Genomic DNA, 16110 nt, shown 5'->3' with positions numbered 1-16110 from the left:
CGTCGTCGTCCTACGGCTCGGGGGTCCACCCCGGGTCCCGGCCGCTCAGCCCCACCGCCCGCTCCAGCGCGGACGCCTCGGGCGCGACCGGGACGACGGGCCCGAAGATCCGGCCCCGGCCGGGGTCGTCCACGCCGGCGGCGAGGAAGTCGTGGCAGACCCGGAGCGCGGCCGGGTCGGGGGCGTAGTCCTGGCCGGTGGCGCGGGCCAGGTCCCAGCCGTGGACGACCAGTTCGTCGGTGGCCACCAGGCCCGCGACGTCGCCGGGCAGGTCGACGCCCCCGGCCCGGGTCGCGCCGGTCCAGGCGGCCGGGTCGCGCCAGGCGTCGGCCAGTTCGGCCAGGGCCTTGGGCAGGTCCTCGCGCCAGCCGGGGGTGACGTCCGGGAGCGCGGAGCCGGGGCTGGTGTCGGTGGTGACGCCGAGGTCCTTGCGGCCGGCGTCGCGGAAGGCGACGGTCAGTCCCAGCAGGTGGCCGAGCAGGTGGCGCACCGCGTAGTCGGGGCAGGGCGTGGGTCCGGCGAGCTGTTCGTCGGCGACGCCGGCCGCCAGCCGTGCCAGGACCTCCGCCTGGGGTCCGAGGTCGAGGACCGGGCCGGTCGTGCCCGTGGTGCCGTCGGTCATGGGGTGCTCCTTCACGAGTGGTCGTGAGGGCAGACCGCCTCCGGCCGCGGAACTCATCGCCCGCGCGGCGCGTTCCGCCCACCGCCGGCGTTTCTGAGGAACCTGCCCGATCCCAGCCCCGGGGCCTCAGCGCCACGATGAGCGGGCATGACGACCCTGACGACCTGGCCCCTGGCGCGCGTGCTGCGCGACCGCGCCGCGGGGCTGTATCTGTGCGCGGTGGTGGTGTCCGGCTTCGGCACCTCGGCGCTGTGGCTGGCCTCCGGGGTGTGGGTGAAGGACCTCACCGGCTCGGACGGACTTGCGGCCCTGTGCATGCTCGCCCTGTGGCTGCCGACCCTCGCGGGCCCACTGCTGGGCACCGTCGCCGACCGGGTCCGCCGCATCCCGCTGCTGATCGGCACCCATGTGTTCCTGGGCGTCCTGGTGGTCGCCCTGGTCGGCGTCACCGCCCCGGGCGACCTGTGGCTGCTGTACGCGGTGCTGTGCGTGTACGGAGCCGCGGGCGTCGTGCACGACGCCGCCGAGTCGGCCCTGGTGGCGTCGGCGGTCCCCCGGTCCCTGCTGGGCGACTTCAACGGTCTGCGCACGACCGCCACCGAGGGCGTGAAGCTCCTGGCCCCGCTGGCGGGTGCGGGCCTGTACACGGCGTGGGGCGGGGTGGGCGTCGCCCTGCTGGACGCGGCGACGTTCCTGCTGGCCGCGGGCCTGTACGCGCTGGTGCGGCGGCGGGAGGACCGGCCCGCCCCGGCGGGCGGCGGCCACCGGCGCGGCGCGGCCGAGGGCGTCCGCCACCTGTGGGCGCATCCCGCTCTGCGTCCCCTGGTGCTGGCGGGCGGCACCACCATGCTCTGCGCGGGCCTGAACGGGGCGATGGTCCACGCCGTCGTCGAGGGCCTGGGCCGCTCCCCCGCCTACGCGGGCGTGCTGTACGCGGTGCAGGGCGCCGGGTCGGTGGCCGTCGGCCTGTTCTCGGGCGCGGCCCTGCGCCACTGGGGCGGGCGGCGCTTCGCCGCGTACGGCATCGCCGTGCTGGCCCTCGCGGTGGCCCTGCGGGCGGTGCCGTCCGAGGCGGTGGCGCTCGGGTGCAGCGCGGCGATCGGCGCGGGCCTGCCCGCGGTGCTGATCGCCGGGCTGACCGCGGTGCAGCGCGAGACGCCCGGCCCGCTGCTGGGCCGGGTCACCGCCACGGCCCACACCCTGGTGTACGCGCCGAACGTGGCCGGGCTGGCCGCCGGAGCGGTGCTGGTGGAACTGGTGGGCCACCGGCCGGTGCTGGCGGCCCTCGGCGTGGCCCTGCTGGGGACGGCGGTGGCGTCGGTTCAGCGCCCGGTGAGGGCGCGACGCACCGCTTCCAGGTCGCCGTCGGACGCCAACCCGGCGTGATAGAGCCGCAGTTCGGTGGCGCCCCGGCGGCGCGCCGCGGCAGCGTCCGCGGCGAGGGTGCCGGGGCTGCCGCCCATGCCGGAGACGACGGTGAAGTTGGCGGCGACGACGGTGTCCTCGCGGCGGTGCTCGGCGAAGGGCGCCAGGAGGCCGGTGCCGCCGGCGCAGGGCACGACCACGCCGTCCGCGACGGACAGGATGTGCGCCGGATCGACACCGGCGTCGGCGCCCACGTGGTAGGAGACGGGGTCGGCGTGCAGCAGCACCCGGAAGCCGTCGGGCGCCGCCGCCCGGACCGCCGCGACCGCGTCCTGCTGCAGGGTGCGGGCGGTGTCGTCGCGGTACGCGCGCGTGATGTCCGCGAGCCGTTCGCCGAGCAGTCTCCCGACGCCCGCCCAGCCGCCGTCGGAGGGCGCTCCCCGCCAGACCGGTGCCAGCGCGTCCCGTACGGCGGCGGCCAGGTCGCCGGCGTCCGCTCCGCGGCGGCCGTAGCCGTCCCGGCAGGCGGGGCAGAAGCACAGCGCCATGAGGTACTGCCCGGCGTCGCCGAGTCCGACGCCGCCGGTCTTGTCGTGGGCGTGCAGGTGCTGCAGGCCGTACCAGCCGAGGGACTCCAGTTCGGTGCCGTGCGCCCCGGGCCGCACGGCCGCCTCGGCCGCCAGGTCGACGAGGTACGCGCGTGTGGCGGGCTGCGCGATGCAGGGGGCCCAGGGGTAGCGGTCGCCGTAGGCGTTGACGACCGAGGTGTCCGGATGCTCCGCGCCGAGGCGGGAGTTGTGGGCGAGGACGACCCAGGTGTGCACCTCCAGGCCGGCGCCGGCGAGGGCGGCGGCGGCCTCGCCGAAGGCGTCCCCGGGCGCCCAGTCCCCGGCCGCGTACGGGCGCAGGGCGCGGCCGTGCCAGAGGTCGCCCGCCGGGTACAGCACGGCGGCGTGCTCGGCGGTGACGACTCGGTGGCGGGGGTGGCGCGGGGTGAGGGCGCGCGTGGAGTGGTAGGCGGCGGCGAGCGTCACCTGCTCGACGCCGAGCGCGGCGATGCGACCGGGTGCCTCCGGGTCGCCGTTGACGTCCCAGGGGTAGACGAACGCCGACGCCCTCACTCGGACCCCTCCAGCAGCGCGTAGCCGCGGTCGATCACTTCGGCGAGCCGCTTGACGTGGTCGGCGGCCGGTTCCTGCAGCGGGGGCCGCACCTCGCCCACGTCCGGTCCGCGCAGCCGCACCCCCGCCTTGACGAGCGCGACGGCGTACCCGCGGCCCCGGGCGCGCAGTTCGGCGAACGGCCGGTAGAAGCCGTCCAGCAGGGCATGTGCGGTGCTGTCGTCGCCGTCGCGCAGGGCGCGGTGGAAGGCGAGGGCGATCTCGGGTGCGAAGCAGAAGACGGCCGAGGAGTACAGGGTGATGCCGAGGGCGCGGTAGGCGAGCTGGGTCTGCTCGGCGGTCGGCAGGCCGTTGAAGTACAGGAAGTCCCCGGGGACCTCGCTGCGCACGGCGCTGACGATGCGCTGCATCAGGTCGAGGTCGCCCAGTCCGTCCTTCAGGCCGATGATGCCGTCCGTGCGGGCGAGTCCGACGACGGTGTCCGGGGTGAAGACCGCGTTGTCCCGCTGGTAGACCACGACCGGCAGGGAGGTCGCGGCGGCCAGCTCCCGGTAGTGCCGCAGCAGCCCCTCCTGCCCGGCGGTGACGAGGTAGGGCGGCATGGCGAGCAGCCCGTCCGCCCCGGCGGCCTCGGCGAGGCGGGCGTAGCGCACGGCGAGCGCGGTGCCGTAGCCGGTGCCGGCGACGACGGGCACCCGCCCCGCGGCGGTCTCGACCGCGGCCCGTACGCACGCGTCGTACTCCTCGGGCGTGAGGGCGTGGAACTCGCCGGTGCCGCAGCAGGCGAAGACGGCCGCGGCCCCGGCCTCCACTCCGCGGCGGACGTGCGTGCGACAGGTGTCGAGGTCCAGGGAGCCGTCGGGTGCGAAGGCGGTGACCGGGAAGAACAGCGGCCCGCTGGGGATGTCGAGTCGAGCGGCGAGAGGGGCTGACGTCACGAGCTCTCCCGGTTCCATCAATAGTTCCACATACTGATTGGCGTCTACATCTCTGAACAATGCCACGCTAAGGCGCCCCGGCGGGGCCGGTCAAGCGCGCGCACCCGCGACACACCTGCGGATTCGCCCACCCGGGCGGCCTCTTGACGGGTTCGGCCCCGGCTCCCTAGCGTGTCCATGCATATGAATGCCGTGCACTCATCTGCACGACCGGCGAGTCGAGGAGACCCGAGGATGCCCGCTGTCCGCACCGTCCTGCTCACCGGCGCCGCCGGCGGCCTCGGAACGCTGATGCGCGACCTGCTCCCGGACCACGGCTACGACCTGCGGCTGCTGGACATGCGGCCGGTCGAGGGCGCGCCCGACGCGATCACCGCCGACCTCGCCGACCGGGACGCCCTGCGCGAGGCCGTCCGGGGCGTCGACGCGATCCTCCACCTCGCGGGCATCTCCCTGGAAGCCCCCTTCGAGAAGATCCTCAAGGCCAACATCGAGGGCACCTACCACCTGTACGAGGCCGCCCGCGAGGAGGGCGTCCGCCGGATCGTCTTCGCCTCCTCCAACCACGCCGTCGGCTACACCCCGCGCCCGCAGGGCGGCGACCCCCTGATCCCCGTCGGCACCCCGCGCCGCCCGGACACCTTCTACGGCCTGTCCAAGTGCTTCGGCGAGGACCTCGCACAGCTCTACTGGGACAAGCACGGGCTGGAGACGGTCTCGGTGCGCATCGGCTCCTGCTTCCCCGAGCCGACCAGCGTGCGCATGCTCTCGCTGTGGATGAGCCCCGCCGACGGCGCACGCCTCTTCCACGCGGCCCTGACCGCCGAGGGCGTCGGCCACACCGTCGTCCACGGCTCCTCCGCCAACACCCGGCTGTGGTGGGACCTTTCGGGCGCCCGCGCACTCGGCTACGAGCCGCAGGACGACTCCGAGCCCTGGGCGCGGCAGCTCATCGCCGAGCAGGGCGAGCTGGACCCGGACGACCCGGCGCACGCCCGCCTGGGCGGCCACTTCGTGACCGACCCCCCGATCTGGCCGCACTGACCGGAAAGAGCCGCCGCACCGGCCCGGGCGGGCAGCAAACGGGCCTGCCCGTACGGGCATTCGGGCACGGTCATGATCCGATCGGGCATCACCTCCCCGGCAGCCGGATACAGTCTGATCAGCCAGGACCTGTCCGCGGACGGCTCCGCTCCACCCGCCGCGGCCCGGGCGCACCGACGACCGAACGGGCACACCCGGGCACGATCGCCGTCGCGACAGACCTGGTCCGGGCAGCGCGACCCGCTGTAGAACTTCCTGCGAGGCCCCACTCGGGCCCGAACGGGCAAGGCACGGGAGGAAGGCGGGTGACGGCCGTGAACAAGACGGCGGAGGAGCGCCAGCGCGAGATCGTGCTGGCCGCACGGCGCGACGGCGCGGTCGACGTCACGGCCCTCGCGAGCGAACTGGGCGTGGCCAAGGAGACCGTCCGCCGGGATCTGCGCGTCCTGGAGGACCACGGGCTGCTGCGCCGCACGCACGGCGGCGCCTACCCGGTGGAGAGCGCCGGCTTCGAGACGACCCTCGCCTTCCGGGCCACCAGCCACGTCCCCGAGAAGCGCCGGATCGCGGCCGCCGCGGCCCAGTTGCTCGGGGACGCCGAGACCGTCTTCATCGACGAGGGCTTCACCCCGCAGCTCATCGCCGAGGCGCTGCCCAGGGACCGGCCGCTGACCGTGGTCACCGCGTCCCTGCCGGTCGCGGGCGCGCTCGCCGGGACCGACACCGTGTCCGTGCTGCTGCTCGGCGGCCGGGTGCGCTCCGGCACACTCGCCACCGTCGACCACTGGACGACGAAGATGCTGTCCGGCTTCGTCGTCGACCTGGCCTACATCGGCGCCAACGGCATCTCCCGCGAGCACGGCCTCACCACCCCGGACCCGGCCGTGAGCGAGGTCAAGGCACAGGCGCTCCGGGCCGCCCGGCGCACGGTCTTCGTCGGCGTGCACACCAAGTTCGGCGCGGTCAGCTTCTGCCGGTTCGCCGAGGTCGGCGCGCTGGAGACGATCGTGACGAGCACCCTGCTGCCGTCCTCCGAGGCCCACCGGTACTCCCTGCTCGGGCCGCACGTCATCCGCGTCTGAGACGACCGCACTCGTACACGCCGGGGCGCCCGCCGCCGCGGCGCGCCCCAGCACACCCTTGATGTCCCCATACCTCCAGGAGCGATCCATGCGAACCCAGAGCCGACGACGGCCACCGCGAGCCCCGCTCGCCCTGGCCGCCGCAGGGACGCTGCTCGCCCCGCTGCTCTCCGGCTGCTGGGTCGGCGCGGGCGGGGCCGGATCCGGCGGCGACGCCATCAACGTCCTGATGGTCAACAACCCGCAGATGGTCGAACTGCAGAAGCTGACCCGCGAGCACTTCACCGAAGAGACCGGCATCCAGGTCAACTTCACCGTCCTGCCCGAGAACGACGTCCGCGACAAGATCAGCCAGGACTTCGCCAACCAGGCCGGCCAGTACGACGTCGCCACCCTGTCCAACTACGAGATCCCGATCTACGCCCGCAACGGCTGGCTGCACGAGATGAACGGCTACGTGGCGAAGGACCCGGCCTACGACGAGCAGGACGTGCTCGAGCCGATGCGCCAGTCCCTCACCGCCGACGACGGCAAGCTCTACGGCCAGCCCTTCTACGGCGAGTCGTCGTTCCTGATGTACCGCAAGGACGTGTTCGACAAGAAGGGCCTGACGATGCCGGCCCGCCCCACCTGGCGGCAGGTGGCGGACCTCGCGGCGAAGGCCGACGGCGCCGAACCCGGCATGAAGGGCATCTGCCTGCGCGGACTGCCCGGCTGGGGCGAGGTCATGGCACCGCTGACGACGGTCGTGAACACCTTCGGCGGCACCTGGTTCGACCAGGACTGGAAGGCCCGCCTGGACTCCCCCGCCTTCGAGAAGGCCACCAAGTTCTACGTGGACCTGGTGCGCGAGCACGGCGAATCCGGCGCGGCCCAGGCCGGGTTCGCCGAGTGCCTCAACAACATGACCCAGGGCAAGGTCGCCATGTGGTACGACGCCACCTCCGCGGCCGGTTCCCTGGAGGCGGCCGGGTCCCCGGTCAAGGGCAAGGTGGGCTACGCCCCCGCCCCCGTGGAGCGGACGGAGTCCTCCGGCTGGCTCTACACCTGGGCCTGGGGCATCCAGAAGGCCTCCCGCAACCCGGACAACGCCTGGAAGTTCGTCTCGTGGGCCTCCGGCAAGGAGTACGAGCAGCTGGTCGGCGACGAGGTCGGCTGGTCCGACGTCCCGGCCGGCAAGCGGGCGTCCACCTACGCCAACCCCGCGTACCGCAAGGAGGCCGCCGCCTTCCAGGAGATGACCAAGGAGGCCATCGAGCAGGCGCGGCCGACCGATCCGGGCGTGCAGCCGCGGCCCGCGCCCGGCATCCAGTTCGTCGGCATCCCCGAGTTCACCGACCTGGGCACCAAGGTCTCCCAGGAGATCAGCGCGGCCATCGCCGGACGCCAGTCCGTCGAGTCGGCCCTGAGGAAGTCCCAGGCGCTCGCCGAGAAGATCTCCGAGGAGTACGAGGGACGATGACCGCCACCACCACGGCCCCCGTGGCCGCCCCCGGCACGCACACCCCGGTCCGCCGGCCCTCCGCCCGCCTGCGCGCCTGGGCCACCCGCGCCCCGCTGCTGCCCGCCCTCGTCTTCATGATCGCCGTCACCCAGCTGCCGTTCGTGGCCACACTGGTGATCTCCTTCTTCGACTGGAACTCCCTCTACCCGCAGGCCCGTCACTTCGCCGGTCTCGACAACTACCAGGAGGTCCTCACCGACCCGGACCTGCGCCGCTCGGTGTGGACGACCGTCCTGCTGACGGTGGCGGTGGTGCTGGCCAGCCTGGTGCTGGGCCTGGTCCTGGCGCTGCTGCTGGACCGCAGGTTCCGCGGCCGCGGACTCGTCCGCACGCTGCTGATCGCGCCCTTCCTGGTGGTGCCGGTCGCGGCGGCCCTGCTCTGGAAGCACGTGCTCTACAACCCCGAATACGGCCTGCTCAACGGGCTGTTGCACTACGTGGGCGGCCCGCAGCCCGACTGGATCTCCAGCACCCCGCTGCCGGCCGTCGAGGCCGCACTCGTCTGGCAGTGGACGCCGTTCATGATGCTGATCCTGCTCGCCGGCCTGCAGAGCCGCGACCACGAGCAGGTCGAGGCGGCCCGCGTCGACGGGGCGAGCGACTGGCAGATCTTCGTCCACCTGACGCTGCCGCATCTGCGCCGCTACCTCGAACTCGGCGCCCTGCTGGGCTCGATCTACATCGTGCAGAACTTCGACGCGGTCTTCACGATCACGTCCGGCGGCCTCGGCACCGCCAACCTCCCCTACACCGTCTACCAGACCTTCTACCAGGCCCACGAGAACGGCCTCGCCTCGGCCGCGGGCGTCCTGGTGGTCATCGGCTCGATCGTCATCGCGACCTTCGCCCTGCGCGTGGTGTCGTCCCTGTTCCGCGAGGAGGTGTCCCGCGCATGAGCACCGTCGCCCCGCGTGCCCGCCGTGTCCGAGGCAAGGGTGCGGGCCTGGGCCTGCTGGCCTGGCTGCTCGGCATCGCGTTCTTCCTGCCCGTCGCGTGGATGGCGCTGACGTCCTTGCACTCGGAGACGGACGCGGCGACCAACCCGCCGTCCTTCGCGGCCGCCCTGACCCTGGACGGCTACCGCGAGTTCTTCGGCGCCGGGGGCGGCGCGAGCCCTTGGCCTGCGCTGATCAACTCCACGGTCGCGTCCGTCGCGTCGACGCTGCTGGTCCTGCTGCTGGCCTTCCCCGCGGCCTACGCCCTGTCGATCAACCGGGTCCGCAAGTGGACGGACGTGCTGTTCTTCTTCCTGTCCACCAAGATGCTGCCGGTCGTGGCGGGCCTGCTGCCGATCTACCTGTTCGCCAAGAACGCCGGGATGCTCGACAACATCTGGCTGCTCGTCATCCTCTACACCTCCATGAACCTGCCGATCGCGGTGTGGATGATGCAGTCGTTCCTCGCCGAGATCCCGGTCGCGGTGATCGAGGCGGCCCGGGTGGACGGGGCCCGGCTGCCCACCGTCCTGGGCCGCGTCGTCGCCCCCATCGCCCTGCCGGGCATCGCCGCCACCGCGCTGATCTGCTTCATCTTCAGCTGGAACGAGCTGCTGTTCGCCCGCGTGCTGACCGGCGTGGTCGCCGAGACCGCCCCCGTGTTCCTGACCGGCTTCATCACCAGCCAGGGCCTGTTCCTGGCGAAGGTGTGCGCCGCGTCGCTCGTCATCTCCCTGCCGGTGCTCGCCGCGGGGTTCGCCGCCCAGGACAAGCTGGTCCAGGGTCTGTCGTTGGGAGCCGTGAAATGAAGGCCGCCGTCATCGAGTCCGTGGGCCGGGCCGTCGTCACCGAGGTCCCGGACCCGTCGCCGGGGCCGCGCGAGGTCGTCGTCGAGGTCGCGGCCTGCGGGCTGTGCGGCACGGACCTGCACATCCTCCAGGGCGAGTTCGCCCCGAAGCTGCCGATCGTGCCCGGGCACGAGTTCGCGGGCGAGGTCGTCGGCGTCGGCACCCAGGTCACGGAGGTGGCCGTGGGCGACCGGGTCGCCGTCGACCCGTCGCTCTACTGCCACGAGTGCCGCTACTGCCGTACCGGCCGCAACAACCTCTGCGAACGCTGGGCGGCGATCGGCGTGACCACCGCCGGGGGCGCGGCGCAGTACGCCGTCGCGCCGGTGGCCAACTGCGTGAAGCTCCCGGACCACGTCCGCACCGAGGACGCGGCCCTGGTGGAGCCGCTGTCCTGCGCGGTGCGCGGCTACGACGTCCTGCGGTCCCGCCTCGGCGCGCACGTGCTGATCTACGGCTCCGGCACGATGGGCCTGATGATGCTGGAGCTGGCCAAGCGCACCGGCGCGGCGAGCGTGGACGTCGTCGACGTGAACCCGGCCCGGCTGGAGACGGCCCGCCGACTCGGCGTCTCGGGATCGGCGGCGAACCCGGACGAACTCGACCGTCCGCAGGGCTGGGACCTGGTCGTCGACGCCACCGGCAACGCGGCGGCGATCCAGGACGGCCTGGACCGGGTGGCGAAGGCCGGCACGTTCCTGCAGTTCGGCGTGGCCGACTACGCGACGCGTGTGACGATCGACCCGTACCGGATCTACAACCAGGAGATCACCATCACCGGCTCGATGGCTGTGCTGCACAGCTTCGAACGGGCCGCGGAGCTCTTCGCGAACGGCGTCCTCGACCCCGAGGTCTTCATCAGCGACCGGATCCCGCTGGAGCGGTACCCCGAGGCGCTGGAGCAGTTCGCGGCGGGGGTCGGCCGCAAGATCGTGGTCGTGCCGTAGGACCCCGGGGACCGCCGCGTGAGGGCGGGGCGGGCGGAAATCCGGTGGGCCGCTCCGCCCCGTCCCCGTACCCTCACGGCATGCCACGACCGCACGGATTCACCTACGAGCAGCACACCGGCGGAACCGTCCGCATCAGCCACCACGGCCGCCCCGCCACCACCCTGAACGGGTCGCGGGCCGCGCGGTTCCTCGCCGAGGTCGAGACCTCGGACCCCCAGCTCGTCATGGCCCGCTGGACCGGCAACTACAAGCGCGGCAACGAACGCACCGGCCGCGACCACCCGCGCAACCGCCGCTGACCCGAATGGCAGCAAGGTAAGGGAACGGCAAAACCGCCTCGCTCGTTCACCCGGCATGACAGCTATGACCCCCGGCTCGAACATCCCCCTGTCCGCCGCCCGCGTGACGGTGGACGTCGCCGCTCCGGTGCGGCTCGACGTATCGGGCCTGCTGCTCACCGCCGACGGCAAGGTGCGCTCCGACGACGACTTCATCTTCTACAACCAGCCGTCCGGCCCCGGCGTGACGTACCGCTCGGGCGGCGGCTCCGCCCCCGACGCGATCACCGTCGACACGGCCGCGCTCCCCCCGGGCATCGAGAAGATCGTCGTCACGGCCAGCCCGGACGCCGCGGGCCAGACCTTCCAGGGCGTCGAACCGACGGCCACCCTCCGCAACGCGGACGACGGCTCGGTCCTGGCCACGTTCACGCCCCCGCAGCTCGGCAGCGAGACGGCCCTGGTGATCGTCGAGGTCTACCTGCGCAACGGCCAGTGGAAGGCGCGCGCGGTCGGCCAGGGCTACGCCAACGGCCTGGCGGGCATCGCCACGGACTTCGGCGTGACGGTCGAGGAGCCCGCCGCGGCCGCCCCGGCCCAGCCGGTGGCGCCGCCGGCCCCGGTGCAGCCGCCTGCCCCGCCCGTCACCGCGCCCGCGGCCGCCCCGGCCGCCCCGGCGACGCCCCCGCCGCCCGCGCCCGGCGCCGGGAAGATCAACCTCGACAAGGGCCGCGTCAGCCTCCAGAAGAACCAGACCGTCTCCCTCATCAAGGGCGGCCGCCCCCTGCTGTCCCAGGTCAAGATGGGCCTCGGCTGGGAGCCCGCCTACCGCGGCAAGGACATCGACCTCGACGCCTCGGTCATCGCCTACGGACCGCAGCGCAACCACATCGACAGCTGCTACTTCGGCAAGCTGCAGATCGTGGGCGGCGCGATCCGCCACTCCGGCGACAACCTCACCGGTGAGGGCGGCGGCGACGACGAGGTCATCACGGTCGACCTCGGCCGCCTGCCCCAGGAGGTCACCGGCCTGGTCTTCACGGTCAACTCCTTCTCCGGCCAGAAGTTCACGGAGGTCGCCAAGGCGTACTGCCGCCTGCTGGACGCCTCCTCCGGCGAGGAGCTGGTCCGCTTCGACCTGACCAGCGCCGAGGCCCAGACGGGCGTGATGATGGCCAAGCTGATCCGCCAGTTCTCCGGCGAGTGGGAGATGACGGCGATGGGCGACTTCGTGAAGTCGCGCACGGTGCGGGGGATGGTGAAGCCGGCCGCACAGGCCCTGTGACACCCGGCCGCACGGGCCCTGCGACGCCCCGCGGCCGCCCCCGGACGCCGTGCGGGCCGCGCCCCGGACGCCCTTCCGAGGGCGTCCGGCGGGGCCCTGCCGGCGCGAGCGTCCCACCGGCGCGAGCGCCCCGTCAGCCCTCGCGCGGGCGCAGTCCCTCCGTCAGGAGGGTCAGGTAGCGCCGCAGGTGACCGCACTCCCCGTCCGCCAGTTCGGACGCCGTCGCCACACCGTGGGCCAGGCGCAGGACGTCCTCCGCTGCCACGTCCCGGCGCAGCGTGCCCTCGTCCTGCGCGGCCCGCACCAGCCGCCGCGCCGCGTCGCGCACCGAGTCGCCGCAGGCCGTGGCCACGGCGGGCGCCGCGCCGGTGACGGCCGGGCCGAGCAGCGTCCGCAGCCCGCGCATCCGGATCAGCCCGGCGCCCACCTCGTACAGCCACTCCGCCAGCGCCTCGCCCGGTGCCAGCGCGGCGGCGAGTGCGTCGGCCCGGGCGGCCATCGCCTCGATGCGGTCCAGGTACACCGCCTCCAGCAGCGCCTGGCGGGTCGGGAAGTGCCGGTACAGCGTGCCGGAGCCGACACCGGCCCGCTTGGCGATGTCGTCCAGGGACGCGTTCTCCCCGTGGGCGGCGAACGCCTCCACGGCCACGTCCAGCAGCCGCTCGCGGTTGCGCCGGGCATCCGCCCGCATGGGCCTGACCTGCACCACGCCCTCCTCACGACCGGCCGGAACCCTTTTCGGGCACCTTAGCGGCACCGGCCCGCCGCACCGTCCGCGCCGGTCGGCCCGCGGGGCTCAGGCGGAGGCGCGCACCACCAGTTCGGGCACCACCGAGGCGTCCGCGCCCCGCAGCGGCTCCTCGCCCGTCCGCAGCCGGGCCACCTGCTCCACGGCCAGCCGTCCCAGCCGCACCTTGTCGATGTGCAGGGTGGTCAGGGCGGGCTCCACCAGTTCGCCCAGGGAGAGTCCGTCGAAGCCCAGGACGGCCAGGTCGCCCGGGACCTGCCGGCCGTGGCGGCGGGCGGCGCGCATCGCCCCGACCGCGATGAGGTCGTTGAAGCCGAACACGGCGGTGATCCCGGGCCGTGCCCGCAGCAGCCGCTCCATACCGGCCTCACCGCCCGCCACGCTGTGCTCCGGGCACGTCACGACCCAGTCCTCGTCCACCGGCAGCCCGAGCCGCCGTACCTGATCCAGGAAGGCCTGCCGCCGGGGCCCGGGCCCGTGCACGCCGTCCAGCATGCCGATCCGACGGTGCCCGGTGCGGTGCAGATGCCCGAGCCCCGCGGCGACCCCGCCGGCGGCGTCGATCCCGACGCCGGCGAACCGGGTCTGCCGGGGCCCGCGCTCCAGCAGCACCAGCGGTACGCCGCCGATGTGCCGGGTGAGGACCTCGTCCGGGTCCCTGAAGTAGCCGATGACCGCGTCCGCCTGGTGGGAGAGCACGTCGAGGGCCTGCCGCTCGCGGGCTTCGTCGATCCGGGAGTCCCACACGACGACCTGCCAGCCGCGCTGCTCGGCGGCCTCCAGCACCCCGGCGGCGACCTCCGGGAAGAAGGGGTTGCGCAGGTCGGGGATGACCAGGCCCGCGGTGACGGCGCCCTTCTGCACCAGGCCGCGCGCGAACCGGCTCGGCCGGTAGTCCAGGAGCCGCACGGCCTCCAGGACCCGCTCCTTGGTACCGGGATCTATCTCGCCCTGGTCGTTGACCGCCCGGGAGACCGTCTGGCGGGACACACCGGCCATGCGGGCGACGTCGTGGATCGTGGCCCGGCGCCGCGCACCGCCGGGCCGTTCGGCTCCCGGCTCCGCGCGCTGGTCGTCGGTCCACACGTCCAGCACTGTATCCGGCGCCGGGCACCCGCCGGCAGGGACGGCCGGGCGGGCCCGTCAGTCGCCGAGTTCGGTGAACAGCGTCAACTGCAGGGCGCCCGGGGCTTCGAGCCGGGCGTTGAGGGAGTTCCACGGGGTGCGGACCGGCTCGGCGACGACCTCGGCACCGGCGGCCTCCAGCCGGGCGGTGACGGCGGCCGAGTCGTCCACCTCGAAGGCGACGCGGATGTGCCCGGCCACGCGCCGCCCCACCTCCACGTCGTCGATGAACGCGGCGTGGTGCGGATCGGTCAGCTCCAGGGTGGCCCGCCCGGCCTCCAGGATCGTGACCCGGCCGCCCTCGGAGGCGAACGCGCCCCGCTCGGGCAGGCCGAGGACGTCCCGGTAGAAGTGCAGGGCGGCCTCGTAGTCGTCCGCGGTCACGACCAGGCGGAGCTCCCGGACGGCGGGTGCGTCGGACATGGCGCCTCCTCGGCGACGTCGGCTCACCGCCGGCGGCCGCGGCGGTGTCGTCCCGCCGCTGACAACGCACCCGCCGTCCGGCCGATTCCCGCAAGGCCCGCAAGGCCCCTAGAACAGGGCGCTGTAGGCGTTCAGGGCCGGCTGCCCGCCGAGGTGGGCGTAGAGCACGGTCGCGTCGGGGCCGATCTCGCCCCGCCGTACCAGGTCGACCAGGCCGGCCATGGACTTGCCCTCGTAGACGGGGTCGGTGACCATCCCCTCGGTGCGTGCGGCGAGGCGCATGGCGGCCAGGGTGGTCTCGTCGGGGACGCCGTAGACGCCGGCGTGGTACCGGTCGTCGAGTTCGACGTCGGCCTCGGTCAGCTCGCGGGCGACCCCGATCAGCCGCCCCGTGCGGTCGGCGATCCGGGCGATCTGCGTACGGGTGGCGGCGGGTGCGGCCGAGGCGTCGATGCCGAGCACGCGCCGGGACCGTCCCCCGGCCTCCTCCAGCGCGGCGAAGCCGGCGACCATGCCGGCCTGGGTGGACCCGGTCACCGAGCACACGACGACGGTGTCGAAGAAGACACCCAAGTCCTGTTCCTGCTGCGCCACTTCGTGGGCCCAGGCGGCGAAGCCCAGTCCGCCGAGGGGGTGGTCGGAGGCGCCGGCGGGGATGGCGTAGGGCTTCCCGCCGGACTCCTCGACCTCGCGCAGCGCCTGTTCCCAGCTCTCCTTGAAGCCGATGCCGAACCCGGCCTTCACCAGCCGTACGTCCGCCCCGGCGAGCCGGCTGACGAGGATGTTGCCGACCTTGTCGTACACCGCGTCGGGCCAGTCGACCCAGCTCTCCTGCACGAGCACGCACCCGAGTCCGGCGCGGGCGGCGACGGCGGCGACCTGGCGGGTGTGGTTGGACTGCACGCCCCCGATGGACACGAGGGTGTCGCAGCCCTGGGCGAGGGCGTCGGCGACGAGGTACTCCAGCTTGCGGGTCTTGTTGCCGCCGTAGGCGATGCCGGAGTTGCAGTCCTCGCGCTTGGCCCACAGGGCGGCGCCGCCGAGGTGGGCGGTGAGCCGTTCCAGCGGGTGCACGGGCGACGGGCCGAAGAGCAGGGGGTAACGGGCGTACGAGGAAAGGGACATGGGTCCTCCCGGTCGGGTTCCGGTCCGTCAGTCGGCGAGTTCTTCGAGCCCTCGCCAGATCTCCGCCGTGACGCGGACCGCCCCGGCCGCGTCCCCGGCCTCGCACGCCTCGATGAGCCGCTCGTGCAGCCCGGCCGAGCGGCAGCTGCCGCCCTCGCCGAAGCGCCGGCGTTCCAGGCGGCGGATGAGCGGGGTGTAGCGGGCGGCGGTCGCCGCGGCCGCGCGGTTGCCGCCGGCGCGGACGAGGACGTCGTGCAGGGCGTCGTCGGCGCGCAGGGCCGCCTCGACGTCCCCGCTGTCCACGGCCGCGGCGAACCGCTCGTTGGCGGCGCGCATGGCGGTGATGTCGGCGGCGGTCAGCCGGGGCACGGCGGCCCGGGTGGCGAGTTCGTGCATGGCCCCGACGACGGCCGCGGCGTCCCGGACATCGGCGGCCACCAGCGGGGTCACCCGGGTGTAGCTCTGCGGTTTGCTCTCCAGCAGCCCCTCGTCGACGAGCCGGGAGAAGGCGTCGCGCACCGGGGCGCGGGACAGCCCGAGCCGCTCGGCGAGGTCGGCGTCCCGCACCACCGCACCGGGTTCGATCTCCCCGGCGACGATGGCGTCCCTGATCGCCTCGTAGGCCCGGTCCCTGAGCAGGGTGCGGGGCACGGGCCGGATGGCTTCCACGACTGAAATGTTAGATGTCAACGCAGGACCGGACAAGAGGCCGTCCGC

General features: G+C 73.9%; 17 protein-coding genes. 9 read left to right on the top strand and 8 right to left on the bottom strand.

The genetic code is table 11. From position 1 onward, the window contains the following. Positions 1 to 10: 10 nt before the first annotated feature. Complete coding sequence (locus ACFYWG_RS31880) at positions 11 to 622, bottom strand: TIGR03086 family metal-binding protein (protein WP_389204372.1); 612 nt, start codon at positions 620 to 622, stop codon at positions 11 to 13. Positions 623 to 769: 147 nt separating this feature from the next. Between ACFYWG_RS31880 and ACFYWG_RS31875 the strand changes: the two genes are divergently transcribed. Continuing rightward, positions 770 to 2008, top strand: coding sequence for an MFS transporter (locus ACFYWG_RS31875; RefSeq protein ID WP_389204371.1), 1239 nt, complete (start codon positions 770 to 772; stop codon positions 2006 to 2008). Here ACFYWG_RS31875 and ACFYWG_RS31870 read toward each other — a convergent pair. Together ACFYWG_RS31870 and ACFYWG_RS31865 are read right to left on the bottom strand one after the other, a co-directional pair. Beyond that, the gene (locus ACFYWG_RS31870; RefSeq protein ID WP_383504099.1) at positions 1945 to 3108 is read right to left on the bottom strand and encodes a hypothetical protein; all 1164 of its coding nucleotides are present in this window, start codon (positions 3106 to 3108) and stop codon (positions 1945 to 1947) included. The genes ACFYWG_RS31875 and ACFYWG_RS31870 overlap by 64 nt on opposite strands. Continuing rightward, positions 3105 to 4046, bottom strand: coding sequence for a 5-dehydro-4-deoxyglucarate dehydratase (locus ACFYWG_RS31865; RefSeq protein WP_389204370.1), 942 nt, complete (start codon positions 4044 to 4046; stop codon positions 3105 to 3107). The genes ACFYWG_RS31870 and ACFYWG_RS31865 overlap by 4 nt, the downstream gene beginning before the upstream one ends. Positions 4047 to 4280: 234 nt before the next feature. Between ACFYWG_RS31865 and ACFYWG_RS31860 the strand changes: the two genes are divergently transcribed. The 8 genes from ACFYWG_RS31860 (at position 4281) to ACFYWG_RS31825 (ending at position 11972) form a co-directional block, all read left to right on the top strand. Further along, complete coding sequence (locus ACFYWG_RS31860; RefSeq protein WP_383504097.1) at positions 4281 to 5090, top strand: NAD-dependent epimerase/dehydratase family protein; 810 nt, start codon at positions 4281 to 4283, stop codon at positions 5088 to 5090. A gap of 305 nt (positions 5091 to 5395) precedes the next feature. Next, the gene (locus ACFYWG_RS31855) at positions 5396 to 6172 is read left to right on the top strand and encodes a DeoR/GlpR family DNA-binding transcription regulator (RefSeq protein WP_376333966.1); all 777 of its coding nucleotides are present in this window, start codon (positions 5396 to 5398) and stop codon (positions 6170 to 6172) included. 88 nt (positions 6173 to 6260) lie between these two features. After that, complete coding sequence (locus ACFYWG_RS31850; RefSeq protein WP_383504096.1) at positions 6261 to 7634, top strand: ABC transporter substrate-binding protein; 1374 nt, start codon at positions 6261 to 6263, stop codon at positions 7632 to 7634. Continuing rightward, entirely contained in the window at positions 7631 to 8572 is a 942-nt protein-coding gene (locus ACFYWG_RS31845; RefSeq protein ID WP_383504095.1) for a carbohydrate ABC transporter permease, read from the top strand. The genes ACFYWG_RS31850 and ACFYWG_RS31845 overlap by 4 nt, the downstream gene beginning before the upstream one ends. Continuing rightward, positions 8569 to 9420, top strand: coding sequence for a carbohydrate ABC transporter permease (locus ACFYWG_RS31840; RefSeq protein ID WP_383504094.1), 852 nt, complete (start codon positions 8569 to 8571; stop codon positions 9418 to 9420). Before ACFYWG_RS31845 ends, ACFYWG_RS31840 begins: the two co-directional genes overlap by 4 nt. After that, on the top strand, positions 9417 to 10406 hold the full coding sequence (locus ACFYWG_RS31835; RefSeq protein WP_389204369.1) for a zinc-dependent alcohol dehydrogenase family protein: 990 nt from the start codon (positions 9417 to 9419) through the stop codon (positions 10404 to 10406). The genes ACFYWG_RS31840 and ACFYWG_RS31835 overlap by 4 nt, the downstream gene beginning before the upstream one ends. An 80-nt stretch (positions 10407 to 10486) precedes the next feature. Further along, entirely contained in the window at positions 10487 to 10708 is a 222-nt protein-coding gene (locus ACFYWG_RS31830; RefSeq protein ID WP_389204368.1) for a hypothetical protein, read from the top strand. Positions 10709 to 10772: 64 nt separating this feature from the next. Continuing rightward, positions 10773 to 11972, top strand: a complete 1200-nt coding sequence (locus ACFYWG_RS31825; protein WP_389204397.1) for a TerD family protein — start codon at positions 10773 to 10775, stop codon at positions 11970 to 11972. Positions 11973 to 12105: 133 nt separating this feature from the next. Here the strand turns inward: ACFYWG_RS31825 and ACFYWG_RS31820 are convergent, their stop codons facing one another. From ACFYWG_RS31820 to ACFYWG_RS31800, 5 genes are all read right to left on the bottom strand, one after another. Further along, entirely contained in the window at positions 12106 to 12681 is a 576-nt protein-coding gene (locus ACFYWG_RS31820; protein WP_383504091.1) for a TetR/AcrR family transcriptional regulator, read from the bottom strand. Between the two features lie 87 nt (positions 12682 to 12768). Beyond that, entirely contained in the window at positions 12769 to 13806 is a 1038-nt protein-coding gene (locus tag ACFYWG_RS31815; protein WP_389204366.1) for a LacI family DNA-binding transcriptional regulator, read from the bottom strand. Positions 13807 to 13863: 57 nt separating this feature from the next. After that, positions 13864 to 14268 (bottom strand): VOC family protein, encoded by a 405-nt coding sequence (locus ACFYWG_RS31810; RefSeq protein ID WP_383504089.1) that lies wholly within the window; start codon positions 14266 to 14268, stop codon positions 13864 to 13866. A 108-nt stretch (positions 14269 to 14376) separates the two neighbouring features. Further along, entirely contained in the window at positions 14377 to 15393 is a 1017-nt protein-coding gene (locus ACFYWG_RS31805; RefSeq protein WP_385419396.1) for a 1-aminocyclopropane-1-carboxylate deaminase, read from the bottom strand. Positions 15394 to 15420: 27 nt separating this feature from the next. Further along, positions 15421 to 16062, bottom strand: a complete 642-nt coding sequence (locus tag ACFYWG_RS31800; protein ID WP_385419399.1) for a GntR family transcriptional regulator — start codon at positions 16060 to 16062, stop codon at positions 15421 to 15423. Positions 16063 to 16110: the final 48 nt, after the last annotated feature.

Source organism: Streptomyces sp. NPDC003456 (assembly GCF_042878735.1).
Taxonomy (GTDB): domain Bacteria; phylum Actinomycetota; class Actinomycetes; order Streptomycetales; family Streptomycetaceae; genus Streptomyces.
The sequence above is the reverse complement of the archived record's forward strand: the minus strand, read 5'-3'. Positions and strand labels throughout refer to the sequence as shown.

Excerpts from the sequence above, each read along its gene's own strand:
- ACFYWG_RS31880 (WP_389204372.1), bottom strand. The coding sequence starts at position 622 with ATGACCGACGGCACCACGGGCACGACCGGCCCGGTCCTCGACCTCGGA.
- ACFYWG_RS31875 (WP_389204371.1), top strand. The coding sequence starts at position 770 with ATGACGACCCTGACGACCTGGCCCCTGGCGCGCGTGCTGCGCGACCGC.
- ACFYWG_RS31860 (WP_383504097.1), top strand. The coding sequence starts at position 4,281 with ATGCCCGCTGTCCGCACCGTCCTGCTCACCGGCGCCGCCGGCGGCCTC.
- ACFYWG_RS31850 (WP_383504096.1), top strand. The coding sequence starts at position 6,261 with ATGCGAACCCAGAGCCGACGACGGCCACCGCGAGCCCCGCTCGCCCTG.
- ACFYWG_RS31845 (WP_383504095.1), top strand. The coding sequence starts at position 7,631 with ATGACCGCCACCACCACGGCCCCCGTGGCCGCCCCCGGCACGCACACC.
- ACFYWG_RS31840 (WP_383504094.1), top strand. The coding sequence starts at position 8,569 with ATGAGCACCGTCGCCCCGCGTGCCCGCCGTGTCCGAGGCAAGGGTGCG.
- ACFYWG_RS31835 (WP_389204369.1), top strand. The coding sequence starts at position 9,417 with ATGAAGGCCGCCGTCATCGAGTCCGTGGGCCGGGCCGTCGTCACCGAG.
- ACFYWG_RS31830 (WP_389204368.1), top strand. The coding sequence starts at position 10,487 with ATGCCACGACCGCACGGATTCACCTACGAGCAGCACACCGGCGGAACC.
- ACFYWG_RS31825 (WP_389204397.1), top strand. The coding sequence starts at position 10,773 with ATGACCCCCGGCTCGAACATCCCCCTGTCCGCCGCCCGCGTGACGGTG.
- ACFYWG_RS31810 (WP_383504089.1), bottom strand. The coding sequence starts at position 14,268 with ATGTCCGACGCACCCGCCGTCCGGGAGCTCCGCCTGGTCGTGACCGCG.
- ACFYWG_RS31805 (WP_385419396.1), bottom strand. The coding sequence starts at position 15,393 with ATGTCCCTTTCCTCGTACGCCCGTTACCCCCTGCTCTTCGGCCCGTCG.